This is a genomic window from Micromonospora sp. NPDC049081 (assembly GCF_040648835.1).
Taxonomy (GTDB): Bacteria; Actinomycetota; Actinomycetes; order Mycobacteriales; family Micromonosporaceae; genus Micromonospora; species Micromonospora antibiotica.
Genome location: NZ_JBEZEK010000001.1, coordinates 774,192 through 799,064 on the forward strand (window position 1 = coordinate 774,192; position 24,873 = coordinate 799,064).

22 protein-coding genes are annotated in these 24,873 nt (G+C 75.6%); 10 read left to right on the plus strand and 12 right to left on the minus strand.

From position 1 onward, the window contains the following. Positions 1-232 precede the first annotated feature (232 nt). The 9 genes from AB0B63_RS02875 to AB0B63_RS02915 form a co-directional block, all read right to left on the minus strand. On the minus strand, positions 233-628 hold the full coding sequence (locus AB0B63_RS02875; protein ID WP_067301847.1) for a DUF3040 domain-containing protein: 396 nt from the start codon (positions 626-628) through the stop codon (positions 233-235). A gap of 115 nt (positions 629-743) precedes the next feature. Then, on the minus strand, positions 744-2,006 hold the full coding sequence (locus AB0B63_RS02880; RefSeq protein ID WP_357014118.1) for a DNA polymerase IV: 1,263 nt from the start codon (positions 2,004-2,006) through the stop codon (positions 744-746). Between the two features lie 41 nt (positions 2,007-2,047). After that, on the minus strand, positions 2,048-3,205 hold the full coding sequence (locus AB0B63_RS02885) for a nucleotide pyrophosphatase/phosphodiesterase family protein (RefSeq protein WP_357014120.1): 1,158 nt from the start codon (positions 3,203-3,205) through the stop codon (positions 2,048-2,050). 68 nt (positions 3,206-3,273) lie between these two features. After that, entirely contained in the window at positions 3,274-4,044 is a 771-nt protein-coding gene (locus tag AB0B63_RS02890) for a methyltransferase domain-containing protein (RefSeq protein WP_357014122.1), read from the minus strand. A gap of 42 nt (positions 4,045-4,086) precedes the next feature. Beyond that, complete coding sequence (locus AB0B63_RS02895; protein WP_067301863.1) at positions 4,087-4,266, minus strand: hypothetical protein; 180 nt, start codon at positions 4,264-4,266, stop codon at positions 4,087-4,089. Between the two features lie 92 nt (positions 4,267-4,358). Further along, entirely contained in the window at positions 4,359-8,009 is a 3,651-nt protein-coding gene (locus AB0B63_RS02900) for an error-prone DNA polymerase (protein WP_357014125.1), read from the minus strand. A gap of 434 nt (positions 8,010-8,443) precedes the next feature. After that, positions 8,444-10,255, minus strand: coding sequence for a DNA polymerase Y family protein (locus tag AB0B63_RS02905; RefSeq protein ID WP_357014127.1), 1,812 nt, complete (start codon positions 10,253-10,255; stop codon positions 8,444-8,446). Beyond that, positions 10,252-11,043 carry a hypothetical protein gene (locus AB0B63_RS02910; RefSeq protein ID WP_357014129.1) on the minus strand — a complete coding sequence of 264 codons (792 nt, stop codon included), beginning with the start codon at positions 11,041-11,043 and terminating at the stop codon, positions 10,252-10,254. Before AB0B63_RS02910 ends, AB0B63_RS02905 begins: the two co-directional genes overlap by 4 nt. A gap of 144 nt (positions 11,044-11,187) precedes the next feature. After that, positions 11,188-11,637 (minus strand): SAV_6107 family HEPN domain-containing protein, encoded by a 450-nt coding sequence (locus AB0B63_RS02915; protein WP_208569751.1) that lies wholly within the window; start codon positions 11,635-11,637, stop codon positions 11,188-11,190. Positions 11,638-12,138: 501 nt separating this feature from the next. Between AB0B63_RS02915 and AB0B63_RS02920 the strand changes: the two genes are divergently transcribed. The 9 genes from AB0B63_RS02920 (at position 12,139) to crtI (ending at position 20,373) form a co-directional block, all read left to right on the plus strand. Continuing rightward, positions 12,139-13,536, plus strand: coding sequence for a ferredoxin reductase family protein (locus AB0B63_RS02920; RefSeq protein WP_357014132.1), 1,398 nt, complete (start codon positions 12,139-12,141; stop codon positions 13,534-13,536). Between the two features lie 19 nt (positions 13,537-13,555). After that, the gene (locus AB0B63_RS02925) at positions 13,556-14,092 is read left to right on the plus strand and encodes an FMN-binding protein (RefSeq protein ID WP_357014134.1); all 537 of its coding nucleotides are present in this window, start codon (positions 13,556-13,558) and stop codon (positions 14,090-14,092) included. Beyond that, a complete protein-coding gene (locus AB0B63_RS02930) occupies positions 14,089-14,913 on the plus strand; it encodes an FAD:protein FMN transferase (protein ID WP_208569754.1) in 825 nt (274 codons plus the stop codon). Before AB0B63_RS02925 ends, AB0B63_RS02930 begins: the two co-directional genes overlap by 4 nt. Before the next feature lie 59 nt (positions 14,914-14,972). Then, positions 14,973-15,461: a YbaK/EbsC family protein gene (locus AB0B63_RS02935; RefSeq protein WP_208569755.1), complete on the plus strand. Its 489-nt coding sequence runs from the start codon at positions 14,973-14,975 to the stop codon at positions 15,459-15,461. After that, positions 15,458-16,177, plus strand: a complete 720-nt coding sequence (locus AB0B63_RS02940) for a monooxygenase (RefSeq protein WP_357014137.1) — start codon at positions 15,458-15,460, stop codon at positions 16,175-16,177. The genes AB0B63_RS02935 and AB0B63_RS02940 overlap by 4 nt, the downstream gene beginning before the upstream one ends. Before the next feature lie 10 nt (positions 16,178-16,187). Next, positions 16,188-16,757: a GNAT family N-acetyltransferase gene (locus AB0B63_RS02945; RefSeq protein WP_208569757.1), complete on the plus strand. Its 570-nt coding sequence runs from the start codon at positions 16,188-16,190 to the stop codon at positions 16,755-16,757. After that, positions 16,754-17,650: a carotenoid biosynthesis protein gene (locus tag AB0B63_RS02950; RefSeq protein WP_357014139.1), complete on the plus strand. Its 897-nt coding sequence runs from the start codon at positions 16,754-16,756 to the stop codon at positions 17,648-17,650. The genes AB0B63_RS02945 and AB0B63_RS02950 overlap by 4 nt, the downstream gene beginning before the upstream one ends. Positions 17,651-17,750: 100 nt before the next feature. Beyond that, positions 17,751-18,875, plus strand: a complete 1,125-nt coding sequence (locus AB0B63_RS02955; protein ID WP_357014398.1) for a glycosyltransferase family A protein — start codon at positions 17,751-17,753, stop codon at positions 18,873-18,875. Positions 18,876-18,885: 10 nt separating this feature from the next. After that, the gene (gene crtI, locus AB0B63_RS02960) at positions 18,886-20,373 is read left to right on the plus strand and encodes a phytoene desaturase family protein (RefSeq protein WP_357014141.1); all 1,488 of its coding nucleotides are present in this window, start codon (positions 18,886-18,888) and stop codon (positions 20,371-20,373) included. Between the two features lie 36 nt (positions 20,374-20,409). Here the strand turns inward: crtI and AB0B63_RS02965 are convergent, their stop codons facing one another. After that, positions 20,410-21,099: a CDP-alcohol phosphatidyltransferase family protein gene (locus tag AB0B63_RS02965; RefSeq protein WP_208569760.1), complete on the minus strand. Its 690-nt coding sequence runs from the start codon at positions 21,097-21,099 to the stop codon at positions 20,410-20,412. A 44-nt stretch (positions 21,100-21,143) separates the two neighbouring features. Further along, positions 21,144-22,061: a methylenetetrahydrofolate reductase [NAD(P)H] gene (gene metF / locus AB0B63_RS02970; RefSeq protein WP_219463984.1), complete on the minus strand. Its 918-nt coding sequence runs from the start codon at positions 22,059-22,061 to the stop codon at positions 21,144-21,146. A gap of 1,053 nt (positions 22,062-23,114) precedes the next feature. Between metF and AB0B63_RS02975 the strand changes: the two genes are divergently transcribed. Further along, positions 23,115-24,197, plus strand: coding sequence for a polyprenyl synthetase family protein (locus AB0B63_RS02975; RefSeq protein WP_208569763.1), 1,083 nt, complete (start codon positions 23,115-23,117; stop codon positions 24,195-24,197). A gap of 220 nt (positions 24,198-24,417) precedes the next feature. On the opposite strand, the gene AB0B63_RS02980 is transcribed toward AB0B63_RS02975, so the two are convergent. Beyond that, on the minus strand, positions 24,418-24,807 hold the full coding sequence (locus tag AB0B63_RS02980) for an Rv2175c family DNA-binding protein (protein ID WP_208568675.1): 390 nt from the start codon (positions 24,805-24,807) through the stop codon (positions 24,418-24,420). Positions 24,808-24,873: the final 66 nt, after the last annotated feature.

Here is a 24,873-nt window from a genome sequence, read left to right on the forward strand (position 1 = left end):
GGACCGCTCGTGGGGTGATACAGCGGTGTCAGCCGTGCTGGACACCGCCACGTCGCCGCACGGGAGTGGGCCAGGGGTGGTGACGGGCGGCGTGGGGGCACCGACGGGCCCGGGTGGGCAGCCGGGCTGGCAGCAGAGCGCGGGCATGGCGAAATGACGGAGGTGGCCGGACCACAGGTCCGGCACCTACCGTCGTCGGCGACGCCCGTCCACCCTCACGGGTGGGCCGGGTTCAGCGATGTCCCTCCGGACGTTGCCGCCACCGATCCTCCATGCGGTCCAGCAGCGACGGCCGACGGCCGCCCCGGCCACGCGGACGACGACGACTCGTCGTGCCGCCCACCACGTGCAGGTCCGGTGACTGCGCCCGCCGGTGCGACTGCACCGCATAGCCCAACGCGGCCAGCATGACGACGAAGCCCGCCACTGCCAGTGGCGGTGTCTTGATCACCGCGCCGTAGACCAACAGGGCCAGGCCGACGACCACCACGCCGGCAGCGACGAGCAGGCGACGCCGCGTATGGAAACGCGGGTCGCTGGCGCGCACGGCCGAGGCGAATTTGGGGTCCTCGGCAAGCGACCGCTCGATCTGCTCGAACAGCCGCTGCTCGTGCTCCGAGAGCGGCACGGCACTCCTCCCCGGTCACGTTGGTCGGCCCGGTCGGGCCGACAGACCGTGGCAGCCATCCGGCTGCTTGCCGCCAAGTCTACGAGGGGGGTCGCGCGTCGGAAAGCGGGACGACCTATGGCCGACTGCTATTTTCCCCGCGCCGGGGATCACGTTTACCGAGCAGACTGGCCGGACCTATGACGGACCGCCCGAAACGGGCAGCCGCCGCGTCGGCGGCGGTCTCCGCTTCCCGCCATCCCCGCTCCGGTGCGCCCAGCGTGAGTTGTCGCGGTGTGTCGACCGCTCCCGCCAGTCCCTCCACCCGGACGCCGACCAGCCGGACCGGCTCACCCGGGTCGAGAACCGTCCAGAGGCCCCAGGACGTGTCAAATATCTCCCGGGCCACGTCGGTCGCCCCGTCGAGGGTGCGGGACCGGCTGACGGTGCGGAAATCGGACATTCGGACCTTGATCGAGATGGTCCGGCCGACCTGGCCGGCCGCCCGGAGCCGACTGCCCACCTTTTCGCTGAGGGCGAGCAGCGCGCGCCGGATCTCCTGCGGGTCGACGACGTCGACGTCGAAGGTCACCTCGGCCCCGATCGACTTCTCCACCTGGTCCGGGCTGACCGGGCGCGCGTCGCGCCCCCGGGCCAACTCGTGCAGGTGGGTCGCGGACGCCACACCGAGCGCCTTGCGGAGCATCCCGGCGGGTGCCTCGGCCAGGTCACCGATGGTGCGTAGGCCGAGCCGCCGCAGCGTCTCGGCGGACCGCTCCCCCACCCCCCACAACGCGTCGACCGGCAGCGGGTGGAGGAACTCCAACACCCGATCGGCCGGCACCACCAGCAGGCCGTCCGGCTTGGCCCGGGTGGAGCCGAGCTTGGCCACGAACTTACTCGGACCCACCCCGACCGAGCAGGTCAACGCCTGCTCGGCGGCGACCCGGGCCCGGATCCGCCGGGCGATGGCGGCGGGTGGGCCGAACAGCCGGCGGGCACCCGTCACGTCGAGGAACGCCTCGTCGAGGGAGAGCGGCTCGACCAGCGGGGTGACGTCCCGGAAGATCCGCATCACCGCGTCGGAGGCCGCCCGGTAGCGGGCGAAGTCGGGGGGCAGGTAGACCGCGCCGGGGCAGAGCGCGCGGGCCCGCGCGGTGGGCATGGCGCTGCGCACGCCGAAGCGGCGGGCCTCGTAGCTGGCGGAACTGACCACACCCCGCGGCCCGACCCCGCCGACCACCACCGGACGGCCGGCCAACTCGGGCCGGTGACGCACCTCGACGGAGGCGAAGAAGGCATCCATGTCGACGTGCAGGATCGGGCTGGCCGAGTCGTCGGCGTCGGGCCCGAAACGCGGGTCACCAGCACCACGCGGCAACGACTGGCTCCGGCCCATCACCGCAGGCTAGCCGCCCGGTACGACAACCGGCCCGGCGGTCAGCCCCGGACCACCAGCAGCGGCACGGTCATCTCCGCCGCGCTGTCCGCCCCGTGGTACGCCACCAGCCGGGACGCCGCCGGCGGCTCCGACCGGGTGGCCAGCACCGCGTACGTGTCGCGGCAGGTCACCACCACGTCACCGACCCGGGACAGGTGTTCCTCGGCGACCGGGCCGAACCAGCCCTCGGCCACCAGCTCCTCCCGGGTGCACACCCGGGCGGCCGGCCCGAGCACCGCCGACCAGGTGGCCACCACGTCGTCCACCGCCCCCGGCTCGACGTGCAGGTACCGCACCCGGGGCTCACCGGCGACCACCCGGATGCCGGCCCGCAGCCGCAGATCGGTGTCCAGGTCGAAACGGTGGGCCGCCGGCACGTCGAGCTGGCCGTGGTCGGCGGTGACCAGCAGCGCGGCGTCGGCCGGCAACCCGTCGACGAGCCGGGCGAGCAGGCCGTCCACCTCGGCGGCGGCGATCCGCCAGGGCGCCGAGTCGACCCCGCTGAGGTGCCCGTGCCGGTCCAGGTCGGGGTGGTAACCGGAGACCAGGGTGGGGCCGGCCCCGGCGGACAGCGCCGCCAGCATCGTCCGGCCCAGGGCGTCCACCCCGGCGGCGCCCCGGTAGTCGCCACCCCGGTTGGCGGCCAGGGTGAGCCCGCTGCCGGCGTACTCGGGACGGCTCACCACGCTCACCGCGACCCCGGCGGCACGGGCCCGTTGCCACTGGGTGCGTACCGGCTGCCAGTGCAGCGGGTCCGGGTCGCCGTGCCAGTCGATGTGGTTGAGCACCCGGTCGGTGCCGGGCACCCGGACGGTGAAGCCGAGCACGCCGTGCGCGCCGGGGGCCGCGCCCGCACCCAGGGTCACCAGGCTGGTCGGGGTGGTGGAGGGGAAGCCGGAGGTGAGCGGGCGGCCCACCGTCGCGGCCAGCCCGGTCAGGGTCGGGGCGTACCGGGCGGCGGTGGGCAGCTGGTACCAGCCGAGACCGTCGACGAGCAGCACGGCGACCCGGCGTACCCCGGCCAGGCCGGGGGCGAGCCCGAGCAGGTCGACCGCGCCCGGCACACCGAGCACGGCCAGCGCGCTTGGCAGCACGTCGGCCAGGCTGCCCCCGCCGTAGCGCGGCGACACCACCGCGAGCGGGTCTGCCGGAGGCACCGGCCCCGCCGCTCGGTCCACCGGCACAGCGGCCGGGGGCGGGGTCGTCCCGGCCGGGGGCAGGTCGGTCATGCCGGGCGGCGGGCGAACAGGTGCAGTTGGGCGGCGAGATCCCGGTAGGGCGGACGCCCGGCCAGCGCCTTCTCCAACTCGACCAGGGCACCCGGCTGACCGTCGGCGACGGCGGCGGGCAGCAGGTCGGCGAGGACGCGTACCCCGTGGATCTCCTCGACGGTGAGGCCGGCGGCGCGCAACAGGGCGGTGGCCTGCTCGGCGTCGAAGCGGCGGCGCAGCGTGTCCCGGGGGCCGGCGGCGCCGTCGGTGGCGGCGGCCAGCGCGGCGGCGACGTCCAGGTGACCGTTCATCGCCCGACCCAGCACGGCGGCGGCCCGCCCGGCGACCAGCACACTCGCCGCCCCACCGGGGCGCAACGCGGCGGCCAGCGCGGTCGTCACCGGCAGCGGGTCGTCGACCACCTCCAACACCGCATGGCACAGCACCAGGTCGACGGAGGACGGTTCGACCAGGCCGGTCAACGCGTCACCGTCGCCCTGCACGGCGCGGACCCGGTCGGCCACCCCGGCCTCGGCGGCCCGGCGGGTGAGGGCGGCGAGGGCGTCGGGGCTGGCGTCGACCACGGTCACCCGGTGGCCGGCCTGGGCGAGCGGCACGGCGAAGCCGCCGGTGCCGCCGCCCACGTCGAGCACGGTCAGCGTGTCGTCGGCCCGCCGGTCCAGCTCGGCGGCGAGCACCGACCAGATGACGGCGGTACGGGGGGTCAACGGCGGCTCGACGAACCGGCCTCGGGTGCTCTGCTCCACCCGGTGGAGCCTAGTCACCCGCCTCACCCGACCCCCGCTGGCGGTGCCGACGCCGACGGCTCAGATCTCGCCGCCGCCGGCCGGGTCCTCCTCGGCGCGGGACCGGCGGTCGTTCGCCACCGGGCCCTCGGTCACCTGGTACTCCCGCGGCTCGGCGTCCTGGGCGGGCGTCCAACCGGCGCCCAGCCGGGTACGCCGGGCGTTCGCCAGTCCACCGGTGTACGTGCTGTCCATCGTCACTGGTCATCCCCCTTGCCGCGCGCGTGCCACTCTGCCCGCGCGTGCCGGAAGTCTCCCGTCTCCCGGCCCGGAAAACCGTAATGTGGATCACTTCACCGGAAGTCGCGGGAGGCGGATTCCACCGGCGGCGTGATCGGGTCCAGCCGGTCGGCGGTGAGGTTGGTGACCCCCTCGTGCCGCTGCAACCGACCACGGACCACGAGGGCGCTGCTGGTGCGGGCGATTCGACGGTAGCGCTGCCACAGCCCCGGGGAGCAAGTGACATTCAGCATTCCCGTCTCGTCCTCCAGGTTGAGGAAGGTGACCCCACCGGCGGTCGCCGGCCGTTGCCGGTGGGTGACGATCCCGCCGACCCGGACCCGCCGACCCGACTCCACCCGCCCCAGCCGGGCGATCGGCACCGCACCCAGCGCGTCGAGCCGGTCCCGGACGAACCGGGCCGGGTGGGTCTCCGGGGACAGCCCGGTGGCCCAGACGTCGGCGACGAGCCGGTCCACCGCCTCCATCCCCGGCAGGGTCGGGGCCGCCGCGCCGGTCACCGTGCCGGGCAGCCGGCCCGGCCGGTCCTGGGCCGCCGCCCCGGCCGCCCAGAGCGCCTCCCGCCGGGTCAGCCCGAAACAGGCGAAGGCGTCCGCGGTGGCCAGCGCCTCCAGCTGACCCGCGGTGAGACCGACCCGCCGGGCCAGATCAGGCATGTCCCGGTACGCCCCGTACGCCGTCCGCTCCGCCACGATCCGCCCGGCCAGGTCGTCGCCGAGGGTACGCACCCCGCCCAGCCCGAGCCGGACCGCCGGACCGCCTAGCCCCCAGGCGTGCGGCGGTTCCCCCGGCACGCTCCCCCACCGGGTCTGCGGGGTGGACTCCAGCACCGCCCCGGCCCCACTGGCGTTGACGTCCGGCCGGCGGACCTCGACCCCGTGCCGCCGGGCGTCGTCGACCAGGGTCTGCGGCGCGTAGAACCCCATCGGCTGGGCGTTGAGCAGGGCGGCCAGGAACGCCGCCGGATGGTGCCGCTTGAGCCACGAGCTGGCGTACACCAGGTAGGCGAAGCTCATCGCGTGGCTCTCCGGGAAGCCGTAGCTGGCGAACGCGGTGAGCTTGCGGTAGACGTCGTCGGCCAACTCGCCGGTGATGCCCCGCTCGGCCATCCCGGCGTAGAGCCGGTCGGCGAGCTGCGCCATCCGCTGCACCGACCGTTTCGCCCCCATCGCCCGACGCAACTGGTCGGCCCCGGCGGCGTCGAAACCGGCCAGGTCGATGGCGAGTTGCATCAGCTGCTCCTGGAACAGCGGCACACCGAGGGTCTTCTCCAGCGCGTTGCGCATCAGCGGATGCGGGTACGTCACCGGTTCCTGGCCGTTCTTGCGCCGGATGTACGGGTGCACCGAGCCGCCCTGGATCGGGCCGGGCCGGATCAGCGCCACCTCCACCACCAGGTCGTAGAACTCGCGGGGTTTCAGCCGGGGCAGGGTGGCCATCTGGGCGCGGCTCTCCACCTGGAACACCCCGACCGAGTCGGCCCGGCAGAGCATGTCGTAGACCTCGGGGTCGTCCAACGTCATGTCGCCCAGGTCCAGGCTCATCCCGATCAGGTCGTAGCCGTAGTGCAGGGCCGACAGCATGCCCAGCCCGAGCAGGTCGAACTTGACCAGCCCGACGGCCGCGCAGTCGTCCTTGTCCCACTGGAGCACGCTGCGGCCGGGCATCCGCCCCCACTCCACCGGGCACACCTCGATCACCGGCCGGTCGCAGATCACCATCCCACCGGAGTGGATGCCGAGGTGCCGGGGGAAGGTCTGCAACTCGTTGGCGTACGCCACCACCTGCTCGGGAATGCCTTCGACGTCGACCGCCGCGACGGAACCCCAGCGGTCGATCTGCTTGCTCCAGGCGTCCTGCTGGCCGGGCGAGTAGCCGAACGCCTTCGCCACGTCCCGCACCGCCGACCGGGGCCGGTAGGAGATGACGTTGGCGACCTGGGCGGTGTGCTCCCGGCCGTAGCGGGCGTAGACGTGCTGGATCACCTCCTCCCGCCGGTCGGACTCGATGTCCACGTCGATGTCGGGTGGCCCGTCGCGTTCCGGGGCGAGGAACCGTTCGAACAGCAGCCGGTGCCGTACCGCGTCCACGTTGGTGATCCGCAGCGCGTAGCAGACCGCCGAGTTGGCCGCCGAACCCCGGCCCTGGCAGTAGATGTCCTGTACGCGGCAGAACGCCACGATGTCGTAGACCACCAGGAAGTAGCCGGGGAAGCCCAGCTCGTCGATCATCCGCAGCTCGTGCTCCAGCTGCGCGTACGCCTCCGGGTGCGCCCCGGGCGGCCCGTAGCGCTCGTGCGCCCCGGCCAGCGTCAGGTGGCGCAGCCAGCTCATCTCGGTGTGCCCCGCCGGCACCGGGTACGCCGGCAGCCGGGGCGCGACCAGGTGCAGGTCGAAGGCGAGTTCCGCGCCGAACTCGGCGGCCCGGGACACCGCACCCGGGTACGCGGCGAAGCGGGCCGTCATCTCCGCGCCGCTGCGCAGGTGGGCGGTGGCGGCGGCGGGCAGCCAGCCGTCGATCTCGTCCAGGCTGCGGCGGGCCCGGACAGCGGCCAGGGTGGTCGCCAACCGTCGTCGCCCCGGGCTGGCGTAGTGCACGTTGTTGCTGGCCACGGTGGCCAGCCCGGCGGTGGCGGCCAGCTCGGCGAGCGCGTCGTTGCGGTCGGCGTCGACCGGGTGCCCGTGGTCGGTCAGCTCCACCGCCACCGTCTCCGCGCCGAACAGCGCGGTGAGCCGGTCCAGCTCCCGGGCCGCCGCGTCGACCCCCGCGGTGAGCAGCGCCGCCGGCACGTGCCCCTTGCGGCAACCGGTCAGCACCAGCACGTGGTCGCGCAGCTCGGCGGCGACCTCCTCCAGCTCGCCGTAGACCGGCCGGCCCTTCTCCCCGCCGCGCAGTTGGGCCCGGGAGATGACCGACGCGAGCCGGGCGTACCCCTCGTGGCCGTGGGCGAGCACCAGCAGGTGCCGGCCCAGCGGGTCGGGCTCGCCCTGCTGCGGGCCGGGCAGCCCCAACGACAGTTCCGCCCCGAAGACCGTGGGCAGGTGCAGCGTACGGGCCGCCTCGGCGAACCGGACCACCCCGTAGAACCCGTCGTGGTCGGTCACGGCGAGCGCGGTCAACCCCAGCCGAACGGCCTCCTCGGCCAGCTCCTCCGGGTGGCTCGCCCCGTCGAGGAAACTGAAGTTGGTGTGCGCGTGCAGCTCGGCGTAGGGCACCGGGTCGTCCGGGCGGTCCAGCTCCGGCGGTGCGTACCGCTCACGGTGCCGGGTCCAGGCCGGTGAGTCGCCGCCGTCGGCCTCGGCGAGCGGGTCCACCACGTGCAGGTGCCGTTCCCCGCGCCGCCGCCCGCCCTGGGCCCCGCCGTCCCGGCCCCCGCTGTCCTGAGCCTCGCCGTCCTGAGCCCTGCCGTCCCGAACCCCGCCGCCCCGGGCCCTGCCGTCCTGGGCCCTGCCGTCCTGGGCCCTGCCGTCCTGGGCCCTGCCGTCCTGGGCCCTGCCGTCCTGAGACCTGCCGTCACGGAGGCGGTCGTCACGGGAGCGGTGGTCCGCGCCGCCGTCGGTGGTGGTGGACCGTCCGGACAGCACCCGTTCCAGCTCCGACCAGGGCAGTTTCGGATTGTGGAAGCTCATCCGGCCGCCCCGGTAGCGCGGGTCGGCCTTGTGCGGGCGGCGGTGGGACCGGGCGTGGCCACTAAGGGCAGCCATGGTCCTCCCGATGAGTGATATGCCGCTGAGGCATATTTATGCCGCTGAGGCATACCACTCACCCCGGAAACATCGTCGGGACGCGGGATGACCCCGGACGGAACACCGCACCGGTCGGCAGCGCAAGCGCCACCGACCGGACCCGACCGCCATACAGCCCGACCGGCATGCGGTCAGCCGACACGCGGTCAACCGGCAATGCCCGAACCGGCAGCACTCCGGCAGACCCGGAACCAGCGCGCACCCGACCGACCGGCATACCACCGGCCGACACATGGCCGACCTGCGCGCAGCCGGCCGATCCGGGTCCAGCCCGGAAAGGTCTCACCGGCGCGCACGAGACCAGCGCGAACGAGGCCAGCCCAGGCAAAACCAGCCCGGACCGGACCAGCGCGGTCCGAACCAGGCCGGGCCGGACCAGCCCGCACCACCGGTCAGTCATAGATCGCCTCCACCAGCCACCGGCCCGCCTCGACGGCCAGCAGCAGGGCGGCACCGTCGGCCAGGCAGACCTGGAACCGGGCCCGGCGACGGGCCTCGGCGGGGGCCCACCACCGCTCGTCCACCGGCCACGGGCCGGTCCAGCCGACGATCTCCGTCGGCGCGGTGCCGCCGACGGCCAGCCGGGCGGGCGCCGCGCTGACCACCAGCCGGGCGCTGACCAGCACCGGTTCCCCGGTGGCGTCGTGCACGGTCGCGGTGAGCGGGGCGGGCAGCACCACGGCCGGCGCGGGTGGCGGCAGTCGCCCCGGCCAGGGCGGTACGGGACCCGGCCGCCGTGGCCCGCCCCGCCCGGCACCCCCGGCCGCCGTCACCGCCCGCCCGGTACCACCGGCCCCCGTCACCGCCCGCCCGGTACCACCGGCCCCCGTCACCGCCCGCCCGGCATCAGCAGACTGCGTCACCGCCCGCCCGACGCCACCGGTCACCGCGCGCCCAACGCCACCGGACTGCGCCGCCGCCCGCCCGGCGGCACCAGGCTCCGCCTCGGTGACGCCCGGCAGTGGGGGCGGGCCGGGGCGGGCGGGGAGGCGTTCGTCGCCCCAGGGGACCAGGCGGGTCTGGTCGGCCGGGGACCGACCACCGCCCAGCACGGCGGTGACCACCGCCTCCGGACCGAGGATGCCCTGCACCCGGCTCAACGCCCGGTGTGCCCGGTCGCGTTCCTCGCCGACCTCCCCCCACAGGCCGGGTTGCAGCCCACCCCGGGACAGCAGCCCGTCGGGCACCAGCCGCAGCCGGATGATCCCGGCGGTCGGTCGGGCCGGTCGGGTACCGGCCCGACCGGTGCCGCCGGAGAGCCAACCGTCGAGCTGCCAACGCACCCGGTCGGCGATGGCGGCGGCGGTGAGCAGCCCGTCGTGCCGCCACACCCGGTGCAGTTCCTGGCCGTGCGCGGTGACCGCCTCGATGCCGAGCCGGGTGCAGGCCAGCCCGTGCCCGGCCAGCCGGTCGTGCAGCCGTTCGGCGAGCATCCGGGCGGCGAAGGCCGCCGCGTCGACCCGGTCGAGGGGTTCGTCGTGGTGGGCGGTGACGGTCAGGTCGACCGGGGGCTGCCGGACGGCGAGCGGCCGGTGGTCGTGCCCGGCGGCGAGCCGGTGGGCGAGGGCCCCGTCGAAGCCGAACCGGGCCAGCACGTCACCGGCGGGCAGCGCCGCGAAGTCGCCCAGCGTGCGTACGCCGAGCCGGCGCAGCAGGTCGGCCAGGGCCGGGCGGCCGATCGCCTCGACGGGCAGCCCCGCCAGGAACCCCGGCGTCCCGCCCGGCGGCACCACCTGACCGGTACGCGCGGCGAGGCCTGCGGCGAAGACCCCGTCGGCGATGCCGATCTGGCTCTCCACCGCGCAGGACTCGGCGACCTGTTCGACGATCCGCTCGGCGGCGGCCTCCTCACCGCCGAGGTAGCGGGCGGGCCCCCGGGCGGCGAGCGCGCAGACGCCGGGGCGGACCACCTCGACCCCGGCGGCGACCTCCTCCACGGCGGCGACGACCGGTTCGAAGGCGCGGGCGTCCCGACCGGGGTCGTGGTCGACGACGGTCAGCGTGGGGCAGCGCCCCTGCGCCTCCCGGCGGCGCAGGCCCCGGCGTACCCCGGCGGCGCGGGCCGGTGCGGAGCAGGACACCACCCGGTTGGCGTGCAGCACGGCCACCGGGCCGGTGGCGGGCACCCCGTCGACGATCTCGGCGGCGAGCACCGGCCAGTCCGGGCACCAGAGCAGCAGGGTGCGCACGGGCGTGCCGGTCACCCGGACCCGACCACGGTGAACCCGCCCGGCCGGGGCCCAACGAGGACGGCCGGTCCGACGGGGACGGCAGGCGCGGCAGGCGCGGCGGGGACGGCCGGTCCGACGGGGACGGCCGACGCGGCGGGGGGCACGACCCGGGTGAGCGCGTCGCCGGGCAGCCACATCGTGATCTCCTTGGGACGGGCCGCCGCTCCGCGTCCGCGTGCCGACACGGTGACCTCGCGGCGGCGCAGCCGGCCCCGCCCCGCCCCGAGCCCCTCCCAGACCCCCCGGACCACCTGGAGCGTCACGTCCGCACCGGTCCACCGGCCGTACGGGACGAGCACGCAGCCGCGCTGCCGGGCCCGGGCGGCCAGCCGGTCGGCGACCGGGGCGGAGACGGTGTGCGGCACGGCGGTCACCACCACGTCGACACCGTCGATCAGGGCGGCGACCACGGTGGGCCACTCCGGGCCGGGATGGGGCACCAGGGCCAGCCGGTCCAGGGCGATGCCGGCCTCGGCGGCGGCGCCGGCCCCGAACGTGGGCACCCCGACCACCGCGCACCACGACCCGGCCCGGGACGCCTCGGCGAGCAACGCCAGCACCAGGGAGGTGCCGCCGCTGCGCCGGGGTTGGCCGACGGTGACGGCGACGGTGCTGCCCCGGCGCAGCCCCCGGTGCGGCAGCAGGCCGGTCAGCTCGGGTGCCACCGGGAGCAGCCGGTGACCGACCGCCGGGTCCGGGGCGCTCGCCGGGCGTACCAGAGCGGCCAGTGCGGCGGAACCGCCCACCATGCGGCCCGCCATCGGACCAACCCCCCGTCGTGTCGTTGCGTGGATCAGGTGCACTGCGTGCTCGCCCGGACGCGGTGGGACGCTGCGTCGAGGTGCTCAGCGGGGCCCGGTGCCGGCCGGATCAGGTGCCCGGCGGGGACCCGGGCACGCCCCGGGTCAGGCGGCGAGGCCGTCGAGGGCGGGCTGGTGGGTCACGCCGAGCGCCTGCTCCACCACCGTCACGAACTGTTCGGCGGCCCGGAGCAGGTCGTCGGCCTCCCGAGCGTTCACCACCCGGGGTATGCCGGCCTCGGCGGCGGCCCGCTTGCCGGCGGCGGCGGCGAAGTAGCGGGACCACTCGTCCAGTTCGGGGGCGACCCCGGCGAGCAGCACCCAGACGCTGGTGATCCGGCGGCGGCGGGCGGGCGCGGGCCGGGCCCGGGCGGCCAGCAGGGCGGCGGCGGCGCGGAGCGCGGCCAGGTGGGCGGCGGCGTAGCGCAGCCCGTCGGGGCGGGTCTGGGCGGCCTCGGCCAGCCCTTGTCGGGCCACCGTGAGGAGTTGGGTCGGGGTGCGGTGCGGCAGCACGTGCGCGGGCACCGTCGGCGCCTGGGCCGGGTTGGTCGGCATGACTGTCTCCTCCGCGTGACCGGATCGGGCGGGACGCCCGGTGGAGGAGGTCCACCGGCACGATGCCCGGGGCGGGTGGTGCGGAGGAAGACGCACCGCTGGGGGCCGGCCGGGTGCGGATGCTTCCCCACACCACACCCGGCCGGCGAACCGGCGGGTTCGTCGCCCGCCGCCCGGGGGTCGTGGGCGGCGGGCGACGACCTGCCTTGACGGGACCGGGCTCGCGACTGCCCGGAACCCGGTGCGGTCCGCGAAACCGCACCTGCCCGGGTCGACGCCGCGAAACACCGCCCGGGGGCGCTGGAACGGGTGTGCGAGTGAATCGAACATCCGTTCTAACTGCTCTGACAGTACACCCTGCCCCCGACGAAAACGCAACGTCTGGCGTACGGCAGGCCAGCGGCGATTCCCAGCCGGCGCACAGCGACGGCAAAGCCTGGCCCGAGGTCACCGCCGCAGGGTGGACCACATGAGTGAAGGACCCGCCGGAACGACCCACGGATGAGCGCCACCGTCCTGGACCGGGGTACCCCGCGCCGACCGTTGCCCACCGCCCCCGGCTGGTGGGCCGACCTGGCCGGCAGCGCGGCGGTGCTCAGCCTGCTGGTCGTCGTCGCGCTCTGGACCGCCGACCGGGGGGTGCAGGAACTGCTCTCCGGGGTGGCCACCGGCCTCACCTCCGCCGGCCGGCTCACCGGCCTGCTCAGCGCCGACCTGATGCTCGTCCAGGTGGTGCTGATGGCCCGGGTGCCGCTCGTCGAACGGCGCTTCGGCCAGGACCGGATCGCCCGCTGGCACCGGCTGGCCGGCTTCACCTCGTTCCACCTGCTGCTGGCCCACGTGCTGCTGACCACCCTGGGGTACGCCGGCACCGCCCGGGAGAACCCCGTGACGCAGCTCTGGCTGCTGGTCACCGGGTACCCGGGGATGCTGCTGGCCACCGCCGCGCTGGCACTGCTGGTGCTGGTGGTGGTCACCTCCGTCCGGGCGGCCCGCCGTCGGCTGCGCTACGAGTCCTGGCACCTGCTGCACCTGTACGCGTACCTGGGGATCGGGTTGGCGCTGCCGCACCAGTTGTGGACCGGCGCGGACTTCGTCTCCTCGGCCGCCGCGCGGGCGTACTGGTGGACGGTGTACCTGGGGGCGCTGGGCAGTGTGCTGGTGTTCCGGCTCGGCCTGCCGGCGTACCGCTCGCTGCGGCACCGGGTCGAGGTGGCCGCGGTGGTCCCCGAGGCGCCCGGCGTCACCTCGGTCTGGTTGCGCGGGCGGGACCTGGACCGGCTGCCGGTCCGGGCCGGGCAGTTCTTCGGCTGGCGCTTCCTGACCGGCCCCGGCTGGTCCCGGGCGCACCCGTACTCGCTGTCCGCCCCGCCGACGGGCGACCTGATGCGGATCACCGTCAAGGATCTCGGCGACGACAGCTCCCGGGTGGCCACCCTGCGACCGGGCACCCGGGTGCTGCTGGAGGGCCCGTACGGGCGGCTGACCGGACAGCACTGGCGCGGCGGCGGGATCACCCTGCTCGCCTGCGGGATCGGCGTCACCCCGCTGCTGGCCCTGCTCCGGGAGCTGCCGTACGCACCCGGGCAGGCGGTGCTGCTCTACCGCGTGCGTACCCCGCAGGAGCTGGCCTTCCGGGCGGAGCTGGAGCAGCTCGCGGTCGACCGCGGGGTGTCGGTCCACTACCTGGTCGGTCCGCGCGGCCGGCAACCCTCCTGGCTGCCCGGTTACGCGGCCGGGCTCCCGGACGCCGAGGCGCTGCGCCGGCTCTCCCCCGGCATCGCCGACCACGACGTCTACCTGTGCGGCCCGGACGGTTGGGTCGACGCGGTGCAGGCCGCGACCCGGGCCGCCGGGGTGCCCGAGCGGCACGTCCATCACGAACGCTTCGCCTGGTGACGGGCGGGAAGGGGGAACCGTGCGACGGATCACCATCTGGCTGCTCTCCACGGTGACCGCCCTGGTGCTGCTGTTCAGCTACCGGACCAGCACCATGGGCGTCGGCGGGGGGACCAGCGCCGTCGCCGTCGACCGCGGCGGCACCACCCCCGGCTCCGGGGACACGCCCACCGGCACCGACCCGGGCTCGGGCGTGCCGGGCGGAGACACCGGCGAGGGCGCAAACACCGGCCAGGGTGGAAACACCGGCGACAGCGCAAGCACCGGCGACAGCGGCGGCGGAAGCTACGACGGGTCGGTGGCGCAGACCCGGTGGGGGCCGGTGCAGGTCCGGATCACCGTGGCGGGCGGGCGGATCACCGACGTCACAGCGCTCCAGGTGCCCGACGGCAACTTCCGGGACCAGCAGATCAACGACTACGCGGTACCGATCCTGCGGCAGGCGGCGCTCACCGCGCAGAGCGCCCGGATCGACACCGTGTCCGGGGCGACCGTCACCAGCGACGGTTACCGCGAGTCCCTCCAGGCCGCCATCGACGCGGCGCACCTGAGATGAGCACGCCGACGGGCCGGACGGTGGAGCTGGACCGGCGGGCCTGGGTGGTGCAGGTGATGGGGCTGCCGGTGAGCGTGCACCTGCGCGGCCCGGACGTGCACGACGACGCGGTCGCCGCCCGGGTGGAGCGGTTCTTCACCTGGCTGCGCGCGGCCGACGCGACGTTCAGCACCTACCGGCCGGAGAGCGAGATCGGACGGCTGGCCGGGCGGGAACCCGATCCGGCCACCGCGAGCCCGCTGGTGCGGGAGGTGGCGGAGCTGTGCGAGCTGGCCCGGACGCGCACCGGCGGCCGGTTCGACGCCCGGCGGCTGCCGCTGCCCACCGGCGGTGCCGGCTACGACCCGTCCGGGCTGGTCAAGGGGTGGGCGGTGCAGCGGGCGGCCGGGTGGCTGGCCGATCTGGCCGGGCACGACCTCTGTCTCAACGCCGGTGGGGACGTGGTGCTGCACGCCGGGGCGGACCGGCCGGCCTGGCGGGTCGGCATCGAGGACCCGGACCGCCCCGGCCACCTGCTGGACGTGCTGGACCGGCGCGACGGCGCGGTCGCCACCTCGGGCACCGCCCGGCGCGGCGCGCACATCGTGGACCCGCGTACCGGCCGACCGGCGACCGCGCTGCGGTCGGTCACCGTGGTCGGGCCGGACCTGCTCTGGGCCGACGTGTACGCCACCGCGGCGATGACCCGCGACGCCGACGACGCGCTGACCTGGCTGACCGGCCTGGCCGACCACGAGGCGCTGCTGGTGACCGCCGACGGCCGGATCCGGGCCACCGGGCACTGGCCCGGCACCCGTCCCGGGTCGCCGCCCGCCCGCTGACCCGCCACGGTGGGCGGCCGGGTGCGGGGTGTCGGGGCGTACCGGGGAGAATGGGCCGCATGCAGTCACACCCGAACGTGCAGGCGGTGCAGCGGGCGCTCGACGAGGCGGGCGCGCGGGACGGTTCCGGTGCGGCCAGCCGGGTCCGTCTGCTACCCGAGGCGGCGCACACCGCCGCCGCGGCGGCCGACGCACTCGGCGTCACCGTCGGCGCGATCGCCAACTCGCTGGTCTTCGAGGCCGACGGCACGCCGCTGCTGGTGCTCACCTCCGGCGCGCACCGGGTCGACACCGCCGGCCTGGCCGCCCAGCTCGGGGTGACCCACCTGCGCCGGGCCACCCCCGACTTCGTCCGGGAGCACACCGGCCAGGTGATCGGCGGGGTCGCCCCGGTCGGCCACCCCGGGCCGCTGCGCACCCTCGTCGACACCGCCCTGACCGGGCACCCGCAGGTGTGGGCCGCCGGTGGCGTACCGCAGGCGGTCTTCCCCACCACCTACCCGGAGCTGCTGCGGATCACCGGCGGCACCCCCGCCGAGGTGGCGTGAACACCACCCCGGAACTGGTCACCCTGCACGTGTGGCGGGTGCCCCGGGCCGCCGTCGGTCGGGCGTTGGCCCGGATGGCCCGGCATCCGTGGCAGCTGCGGCGCACCCCCGGCGTACGGTTCGGCAAGCTGCTCGGCACCGGGACCGGCACCGGCTTCGGCCCGGGGGACGCCGACCTGACCCGGTGGGCGGCGCTGGTGGTGTGGGACTCCCCCGCCGCGGCGGCCGGCTTCGACGCCTCCCCGGTCGGCCGTTCCTGGGCCCGGATCGCCCACGCGTCGGCGCGGCTGGAGCTGCGCCCGGTGACCAGCCGGGGCGAGTGGTCGGGCCGACGGCCGTTCGGCGATCCGGCGGGCGGCCGGGTCGACGGGCCGGTGCTGGCGCTGACCCGGGCCCGGCTGCGCCCCCGCCGGGCGCTCACCTTCTGGCGGGCCGTCCCGCCGGTCGCCGCCGCACTGCACGCCGCGCCGGGGCTGCTCGCCCGGTTCGGTGTCGGTGAGGCCCCGCTGGGTTGGCAGGGCACGGTCAGCGTGTGGCGCGACCCGACGGACCTCGTGGCCTTCGCGTACCGTCACCCGGAGCACCGCGCGGCGATCACCCGCACCCCCACCGAAGGGTGGTACGCGGAGGAGTTGTTCGCGCGCTTCGAGGTGCGCGCAGTGGTCGGGGACCGGTCGGTACTGGGCTGGGTCGCCGACGGTGATCCGCAACCGTGAGAGGACGCGCATGAGGTTGGTGCGGTGGACGCCGGAGGATCTCGTCCGGCGGCTCGACGACGTGGTCGCGGTGTACGGGGAGGCGATGGGCTACCGCAGCGACCTGCTGGAGGCCCGACGCGGCTACATCGCCACCCACGCCCGCCGGCCCGGGTTCCGCGCCGTCGCCAGCCTCACCAGCGAGGGCCACCTGGCCGGCTTCGGGTACGGCTACCTCGGCGCGGGTGGGCAGTGGTGGCACGACCAGGTCTACCGGGCGCTGGACCCGGACGCCCGGCAGCGCTGGCTGACCCACTGCTTCGAGGTGGTCGAGTTGCACGTCCGGCCGCCCGCGCAGGGGCACGGCCTGGGCGCCCGGCAGCTCACCGCCCTGCTCAGCATCGCCGAGGGCGGCACCACCCTGCTGTCCACCCCGGAGGCCGACGAGCAGGCGTCGCGGGCCTGGCGGCTCTACCGGCGGTTCGGCTTCGTCGACGTGCTGCGGCACTTCCGCTTCCCCGGTGACGAACGGCCGTTCGGGGTGCTCGGCCGGGACCTGCCGCTGCCCCGACCCGACACGTCCGGCCCGGCCTCGTCGTGACCCGCCGGCACGTCCCGTGGCTGCTGCTGGCCCTGCTGGTGCTGATCCAGATCTGCTACCCGCTCACCACCGGGGTCACCCGGGCCCGGCTCACCGTCGCCACGGTCGTGCTGGGTTACCTGCTGTCGGTGGGGCACGCGCTGCTCACCCGGGGTGCCCGTACGGCGGCGGCGCTGGTCGCGGTGGCCACCGGCGGCGGGTTCGCCATCGAGGCGCTGGGGGTGGCGACGGGCTTCCCGTTCGGCAGCTACGACTACTCGGGGGAGTTGGGGCCGAAGCTGGCCGGGGTGCCGTTGATCATCCCGCTGGCCTGGACCTGGATGGCCTGGCCCGCCTGGCTGGCCGCCGTCCGGCTGACCACGCCCGCCGGCCGACTGACCACGTCCGCCGGCCGGATGCCCGGCACCGCGTCGACCACCGGCCGAATGCCCGGCACCCTGACGCCGGCGGGGCACGTCGGGCGGGTGGCGTTGGCCACCGTCGGGCTGGCCGGCTGGGACCTCTTCCTCGACCCGCAGATGGTGGCCGAGGGCTACTGGGTGTGGCGCGACGCCACCCCGGCGCTGCCCGGACTGCCCGGCATCCCGGTCAGCAACTACCTGGGCTGGTTGCTGTTCGCGGTGCTGCTGATGAGCGCGCTGCGCCCGCTGGCCGGGCCGGCCGTCGCGGTCACCGACTCCCGCGACGACCCGATGTTCGCCCTCTACCTGTGGACGTACTTCTCCAGCGTGCTGGCGCACGCGGTCTTCCTCCGGCTGCCCGCCTCGGCGCTCTGGGGCGCGGTGGGCATGGCGGTGGTGGCGGTGCCGCTGGCGGTGACCCTGCTGCGCGCCCGCCGACGGCCCGCCGACCGGCCGGCACCGCGGCGGCGCGGCGTCGACACCCCGGCATGAGCGGCACCCGCCCCGGCCGACCCGCCCCGCCACCGCGCCGGCACCCGACGCCGGGACGACGACCGCACCCGGCCTGGTCGGTGGGGGCGCGGCGGTGACCGTGGTCGCGCTCGTGCTCGCCATCGCGGTGACCGCGCTGACCGCGCACACCTGGGTCAACGCCCGGTACTGGCTGCGCCGGCCCGCCGACGGGCCGGTCGGGGTCGACGAGACGGTGGCGGTGCTGCTGCCGCTGCGCGACGAGGCCGATCGGGTCACCCCGTGCCTGCGCGCGCTGCTCGCCCAACAGGGGGTGCCCGACCTGCGGATCGTGGTGCTCGACGACGGTTCGACCGACGGCACCGCCGGAGTGGTCCGCGCGGTCGTCGGTGACGACCCCCGGGTCACCCTGCACACCGGGGTCACCCCGCCACCGGGCTGGCTGGGCAAGCCGTACGCCTGCCACCAGCTCGCCGGGCACGCCGGACCGGACGCCACCGTGTACGCCTTCGTCGACGCGGACGTGGTGCTCACCCCGTACGCGGTGGCGGCGGCGGTGACCGAGCTGCGGGCGGCGCGGGCGACGCTGCTGTCGGCGTACCCGAGGATTCTGGTGCGGACGGTGGGTGACCGGCTGGTGCAGCCGCTGTTGCAGTGGTTGTGGCTGACCTTCCTGCCGCTGCGCGCGATGGAACGCTCGCCGCGGCCGTCGCTGGCCGCCGCCGGTGGGCAGTTCCTGCTGGTGGACCGGGCCGGCTACGAGCGGGCCGGCGGGCACGCCGCGGTCGCCGACCGGGTGCTGGAGGACATCGAGCTGGCCCGGGCGGTGAAACGCGCGGGCGGCCGGATCGCGCTGGCCGACGGCTCCCGGCTGGCCGCCTGCCGGATGTACGAGACCTGGCCGCAGCTGCGCGACGGCTACACCAAGTCGCTCTGGGCCACCTTCGGCCACCCGACGGCCGCCGCGACCGTGGTCGCCGCGCTGCTGCTGCTCTACACCGCGCCGCCGCTGCTGGCGGTGACGGCGCTGGTGGCGGGTTCACCGCCGGCCGCCGGGCTGGCCCTGACCGGGTACGCGGCGGGAGTCGCCGGACGGGTGGTCGCCGCCCGCGCCACCGGTGGCCGGGCCTGGCCCGACGCGCTGGCCCACCCCGGCTCGGTCGTGGTGCTCGGTTGGCTGACCCTGCGGTCGTACCATCTGCGGAAGCGGCGTCGCCTGTCCTGGCGTGGCCGCCCGGTCAGCTAGGAGGCGCGGCATGGCGCGGATCGTGGTCATCGGCGCCGGCGTGGGCGGGCTGGCCACCGCCGCCCGGCTCGCCGTCAGCGGGCACGAGGTGACCGTCTTCGAACGGTCCGACACCGTCGGCGGCAAACTCGGCAGGTACGTCCACGACACCCCGGCGGGCAGCTTCCACTTCGACACCGGGCCGAGCCTGCTCACCCTGCCGCAGGTCTTCCACGACCTGTTCGAGGCCACCGGCGCGAAACTCGACGAGTACCTCGACCTGACCCCGCTGGACCCGATCGTGCGGCACGTCTTCCCCGGCGGCGGGCCGGCCCTCGACTCGTGCGCCGACCCGGACGAGTTCGCCGCCCGCATCGGCGTCGCCCTCGGCGACCGGGCCGCCGCCGACTGGCGGCGGCTGTGGCGGCGGGCCGCCCGGGTGTGGACCGCGTCGCACCGGGACATCCTGCGGCGTACCGTCGACTCGCCGCGCGACCTGGCGGCGCTGGCCTGGCGGCTGGGTGACCTGGCCGCCATCGGGCCCGGCCGCACCCTGCGCGGGCTGGGCCGCAGCCACCTGTCCGACCCCCGGCTGCGGATGCTGCTCGACCGGTACGCCACCTACACCGGCGCGGACCCACGCCGGGCCCCGGCCGCGCTGGTCGCCGTCCCCTACGCCGAGCTGACCTTCGGCGGCTGGTACCTGCGCGGCGGGCTGGGCACCCTGGCCGACGCGCTGCTGTCCCGCTGCCTGGATCTGGGCGTGACGGTCCGCACCGGGGAGACCGTCACCCGGATCGACGCCGCCGGTGGCCGGGTGCACGGGGTACGCCTCGCCGGGGTCCACGCGCCCGTCCCCGCCGACGTGGTCGTCGCCAACGCCGACGCGCTCACCGTCTACCGGGACCTGCTGCCGCACCCGGGGCGGCTGGCCGCCCTCACCGACCGCAGCCTGGCCGGTTTCGTGCTGCTGCTCGGGGTACGCGGCGACTCCGGGCTGGCCCACCACAACGTCTTCTTCCCCACCGACTACGACGCCGAGTTCGACGCCGTCTTCGGTGACCCCGGGCGGGGGGTGCGGGCCCGACCGGCGACCGACCCGACAATCTTCGTCACCGTGGCCGACGACCCGACCGCCCGCCCGACCGGGCACGAGGCGTGGTTCGTGCTGGTCAACGCCGCCCGCCACGGCACCGCCCCGGACGCCGTCAACTGGCGTCGGCCGGGGCTCGCCGACGCGTACGCCGACCGGATCCTCGACGTGCTCGCCGCGCGCGGGGTCGACGTCCGCGACCGGCTGGTGTTCCGCGAGACCCGTACCCCCGCCGACCTGGACGCCGCGACCGCCGCGCCCGGCGGGTCGATCTACGGCACGGCCGGTGGGCTGCTCCGCCCCGCCAACCGGGGGCCGGTGCACGGGTTGTGGCTGGTCGGCGGCTCCACCCACCCCGGCGGCGGCCTGCCCATGGTCACCCTGTCGGCGCAGATCGTCGCCGACGAGATCGGCCCCGCCTGGTAGGTCACCGCCCCTGCCCGGCCCGTCGGGGCGGGCGGGTCAGCCGGCGTCGAGCAGGGCGCGGCGGACGGTGGACAGCAGCTGCCCCAGGCCGAAGCCGGCCAGCAGCACCCAGACGGCGGTGGCCATGGTGATGGTGCCGGCGGTCAGGTCGAGGTCGATGAGCCCGGTCAACCCGGCCAGCAGCAGCCCGACCAGGGCGACGCAGACCCGGGTGGGCCGCTCCCCCACGGTGACCGCACCGATCTCCCGCATCCCGGCGGCGACCGCGCGGGCCCGCACGTACTCGTGCAGCCAGGACAACGCGCCGGCCGCGACCACCAGCGCGCCGGGCGCTCCGATCAGCCAGAACGCCGCCAGCCAGGCGATCTCACCGAGCCGGTCGGCGACCGAGTCGTAGACGTAGCCGAGCCGGGTGGTCCGGCCGGTGGCGACCGCGACCGCCCCGTCGACACTGTCGGCGACCGAGGCCAACAGCACGAACAGCGCGCCGACGATCGGGCCCTGCGCCGACCGGACGCTGAACAGCGGCACGCACAGGCAGAGCAGCACCCCGCCGACGGTCACCGCGGTCGGGGTCACCCGCAGCCGCCCCAGCACATAGCCGACGTGGTACGCGAAACGCAGCCAGGCCCGGACCACCGGCGCCGCGACCCGGGGGTCGAAGCCACCGTGCAACCGCGCCCACGCGGTCGCGTACTCGTCCCATTTCAGCTGTGTGCCCACCATCGGTCAACCGTCGCGGCCTGGTCGAGGTGTCGGGGTCGACGCGTTCACACCCGGGCGTCGGCCCGCAGGCTGCGCCACACCTCCCGGGTCGCGGGAGAACGGTTGAGGGTGATGAAGTGGATGCCGGGCACCCCCTCGTCGAGCAACCGGGCGCACATCTCGCTGGCCTGTTCGATGCCGAGCCGGCGGACCGCCTCCGGGTCGTCGGCGACCCGGGCGAACCGCTCGGCCAGTGCGGGCGGGAAGGGCGCTCCGGACAGCTGCACCGAACGTTCGATGGTGCCGATCTGGGTCACCGGCATCACCCCGGCCAGGATCGGGGTGTCGCAGCCGGCCGCCGCGACCCGGTCGCGCAGCCGCAGGTAGTCGTCGGCGTCGAAGAACATCTGGGTGATGGCGAACTCCGCGCCGGCCCGACACTTACGCACGAAGTGCGCGGTGTCGCTGTCCACGTCGGCCGAGCGGGGATGCTTGTAGGGGAAGGCGGCCACCCCGACGCTGAAGTCGCCGGCCTCCCGGACCAGCCGGACCAGGTCCTCGGCGTAGTCGACGCCCTCCGGGTGCCGGATCCACTCCCCTCCCGGGTCACCGGGCGGGTCACCCCGGACGGCGAGCACGTTGCGCACCCCCACGCCGGCCAGCCGTCCGATCACGTTGCGCAGCTCGGCGACGGAGTGGTTGACGGCGGTCAGGTGCGCCATCGGCAGCAGCGTGGTCTCGGTGGCGATCCGTTCGGTCACCGCGACCGTGGTGTCCCGGGTCGAACCACCGGCCCCGTAGGTGATCGACACGAACGACGGGCGCAACGACTCCAGCTCCCGGATGGCCTGCCAGAGCAGCCGCTCGCCCTGCGCCGTCTTGGGCGGGAAGAACTCGAACGAGAACGTCGGCTGGCGGTCGCGGATCAGCTCCCCGATCGCCGGCTGGGGATTGGGAAGGACAGAGGGAAGACCGAGCGCCACGTGACGACTCTAGCGGGCGACGCGGCCCGACCCCACGCACTTCCCACCAGAGCATCGACACCCGCCGAAACCCGGCCGACCGACGCCGTCGCCACGCGGCGGCGCACGTCGTGACCCCGGGGTGGAAACGTCGTACGCCGGGGGTAGAACGGACGGGCGCGGGTGGCGTCGGTCGGTGCCGACGCCCGGGGTCACGCGCGGGGGTCGGCCACCGTGACCGGCGGCATCCCGGCCGTGCTGTGGGGCGGACGGGCACGGCCGCGTCGACACCCACCGGAGGACCGATGACCCCGTCCGACCCGAGCCTGCTCGGGCCGCTGATCACCCAACTGCGGCTGGCCCGTGGGTGGAGCCAGCAGCGGCTCGCCGACGAGCTGTGCGCCACCGCCGGCACACCCACCCTGACCCGGCACGAGGTGTCCCGGTGGGAACGGGCGGTACGGGTGCCGGGCGACCGCTGGCGACGGCAGCTCGCCGTCGTCCTCGACGCTCCGATCGGGTCCCTGGCCGGCGGCCCGCCCCGCGACCGGCAGGCCGCTCCGACCCGGCGGGCCGACCCGACCCGGCGAGCCACTCCCACCCGGCAGACCGACCCCACCCGACCTGCCACTCCCACCCGGCAGGCCGCTCCGACCCGGCGAGCCGCTCCGACCCGGCGAGCCACTCCGACCCGGCAGGCCGCTCCGAAGCCGACCCGGGCCGGCAACGCCGCTCCGGGTCGATGGATCGAGCCGGGTCCGGACGGGCCGACACCGCAGCGGCGTCGGACCGGTCCGACGCCGGGCAAGGGACCGGGGTCGGGCGGCGGTCCTGTGTCGGGCGGCGGTCCCATGTCGGGCAAGGGACCCGTGTCGGGCGGCCGTCCCGTGTCGGGCAAAGGACCCGTGTCGGGCAAAGGACCGGGGTCGGGCAAAGGACCGGGGTCGGGCAACGGTCCGTCCCGTCCGGCGGGACACCCCGGCCGCCCGGTCGGGCGGGGTCGGGGTGGCGACCGGGATGACGCGCCGAGCCGCTGGTGAGGCGGCGGCGGTGGGGACCGGCTAGCGTCGTGGCGTGACCCACGCTGCTCCCGTCTCCCCTGTCGACCGTGCCGGCCTGCGGCAGCGCGTCGACAAGGCGCTGACCGAGTTCCTGTCCGGCCGGCGCAGCTGGATGGCCGGCATCGACGAGGCACTGGCCCCGGTCGCCGAGGCCATCGAGGGGTTCGTGCTCGGTGGCGGCAAGCGGCTGCGTCCGGCCTTCGCGTACTGGGGGTTCCGGGGTGCCGGCGGGGTGGACGCCGACCCGGTGGTGACCGCCCTGGCGGCACTGGAGTTCTTCCAGGCCAGCGCGCTGATCCATGACGACCTGATGGACCGGTCGGACACCCGGCGTGGTGAGCCGGCGGTGCACCGACGGTTCGCCACCCGACACCGGGCGTCCGGCTGGCACGGTGATCCGGACAGCTTCGGCGACGCGGCGGCGATCCTGCTCGGTGACCTCTGCCTGGTCTGGTCCGACGAGCTGCTGCACTCCGCCGGACTGGCCCCGCACACGGTGGCCCGGGCCCGACCGGTCTTCGACGAGATGCGCGGCGAGGTCACCGTCGGGCAGTACCTCGACGTGCTCACCCAGGCGACCGGGGAGGTCTCGCTGGAGCGGGCCGGCAAGGTGGCCCGGTACAAGTCGGCCAAGTACACCGTCGAGCGGCCGTTGCTGCTCGGCGCTGCGCTCGCCGACGCGTCGCCCGACGTGCGTACCGCCTACTCGGCGTACGGGTTGCCGCTCGGTGAGGCGTTCCAGCTCCGCGACGACGTGCTGGGGGTGTTCGGCGACCCGGCGCAGACCGGCAAGCCGGCCGGGGACGACCTGCGCGAGGGTAAGCGCACCTACCTGGTGGCGGCGGCGGTGGAGGTCGCCGACGAGGCCGGCCGGGACCTGCTGCTCAGCCGGCTCGGCGATCCGGAGCTGGACGAGGACGGGGTGGCCCGGCTCCGCGAGCTGATCAGCGCCACCGGCGCGTTGGCCCGCACCGAGCAGCGCATCGTCACCCTCACCGACACCGCCCTGGCCGCCCTGGCCGGCGTCGACCTCGACACCGAGGCCCGCCAGGCCCTGGTCGACCTGGCCATAGCCGCCACCCGCCGCGCCGACTAACCCCCTCCCCCTCCCCCGCCTCCCTCCCCGCCCCACCCCGCCCCGCCCGCCCGCCCGCCCGCCCAATCACGTTGATCAAGAGGTTTCGGTCACGAATGGGCCGTCAGATGACCCAAACCTCTTGATCAACTGACCCAAACCTCTTGATCAACGCGGGCGGGGGCAGGGGTTGGGGGTTGGGGGTGGAAAGGCCGGGGGGAAGGGTGGGGCGGGGATCGGGCTAGAAGCCGAGGGCCTGGGCGCGGCGTTTCACCTCGCGGGCGTGGTCGCCGCCGAGGGTGACCGCGCCCGTGCCGCCGGAGAGGGTGTCGTCGGGCTCGTAGAGCCAGCGCAGGGCGGCCTCGTCGTCATAGCCGGCGTCGGCGAGCAGGTTGAGCACGCCGGGCAGGTGCTTGAGCACCGTCTTGTTGGCCACCAGATCGGCGGGGATCCGGCGGACGCCGTCGCGACGGACGGCGATCAACTCGCGGTCCCGGATCATCTGATGGACCTTGCTGATCGACAGGTCGAGCCGCTCGGCGACGTCGGGGAGGGTGAGCCACTCGGCCGGGTCGCGGGGGCCGCCGAGGTCGCTGTCGGCAGGCTGGTCGGCGGGTACGGAATCGGTCACCGGACCACCCTGCCACGTCACCCGGCCACCCGTGCAGCGGCACCCCGTCGGGCCTGGGTGAGCGCG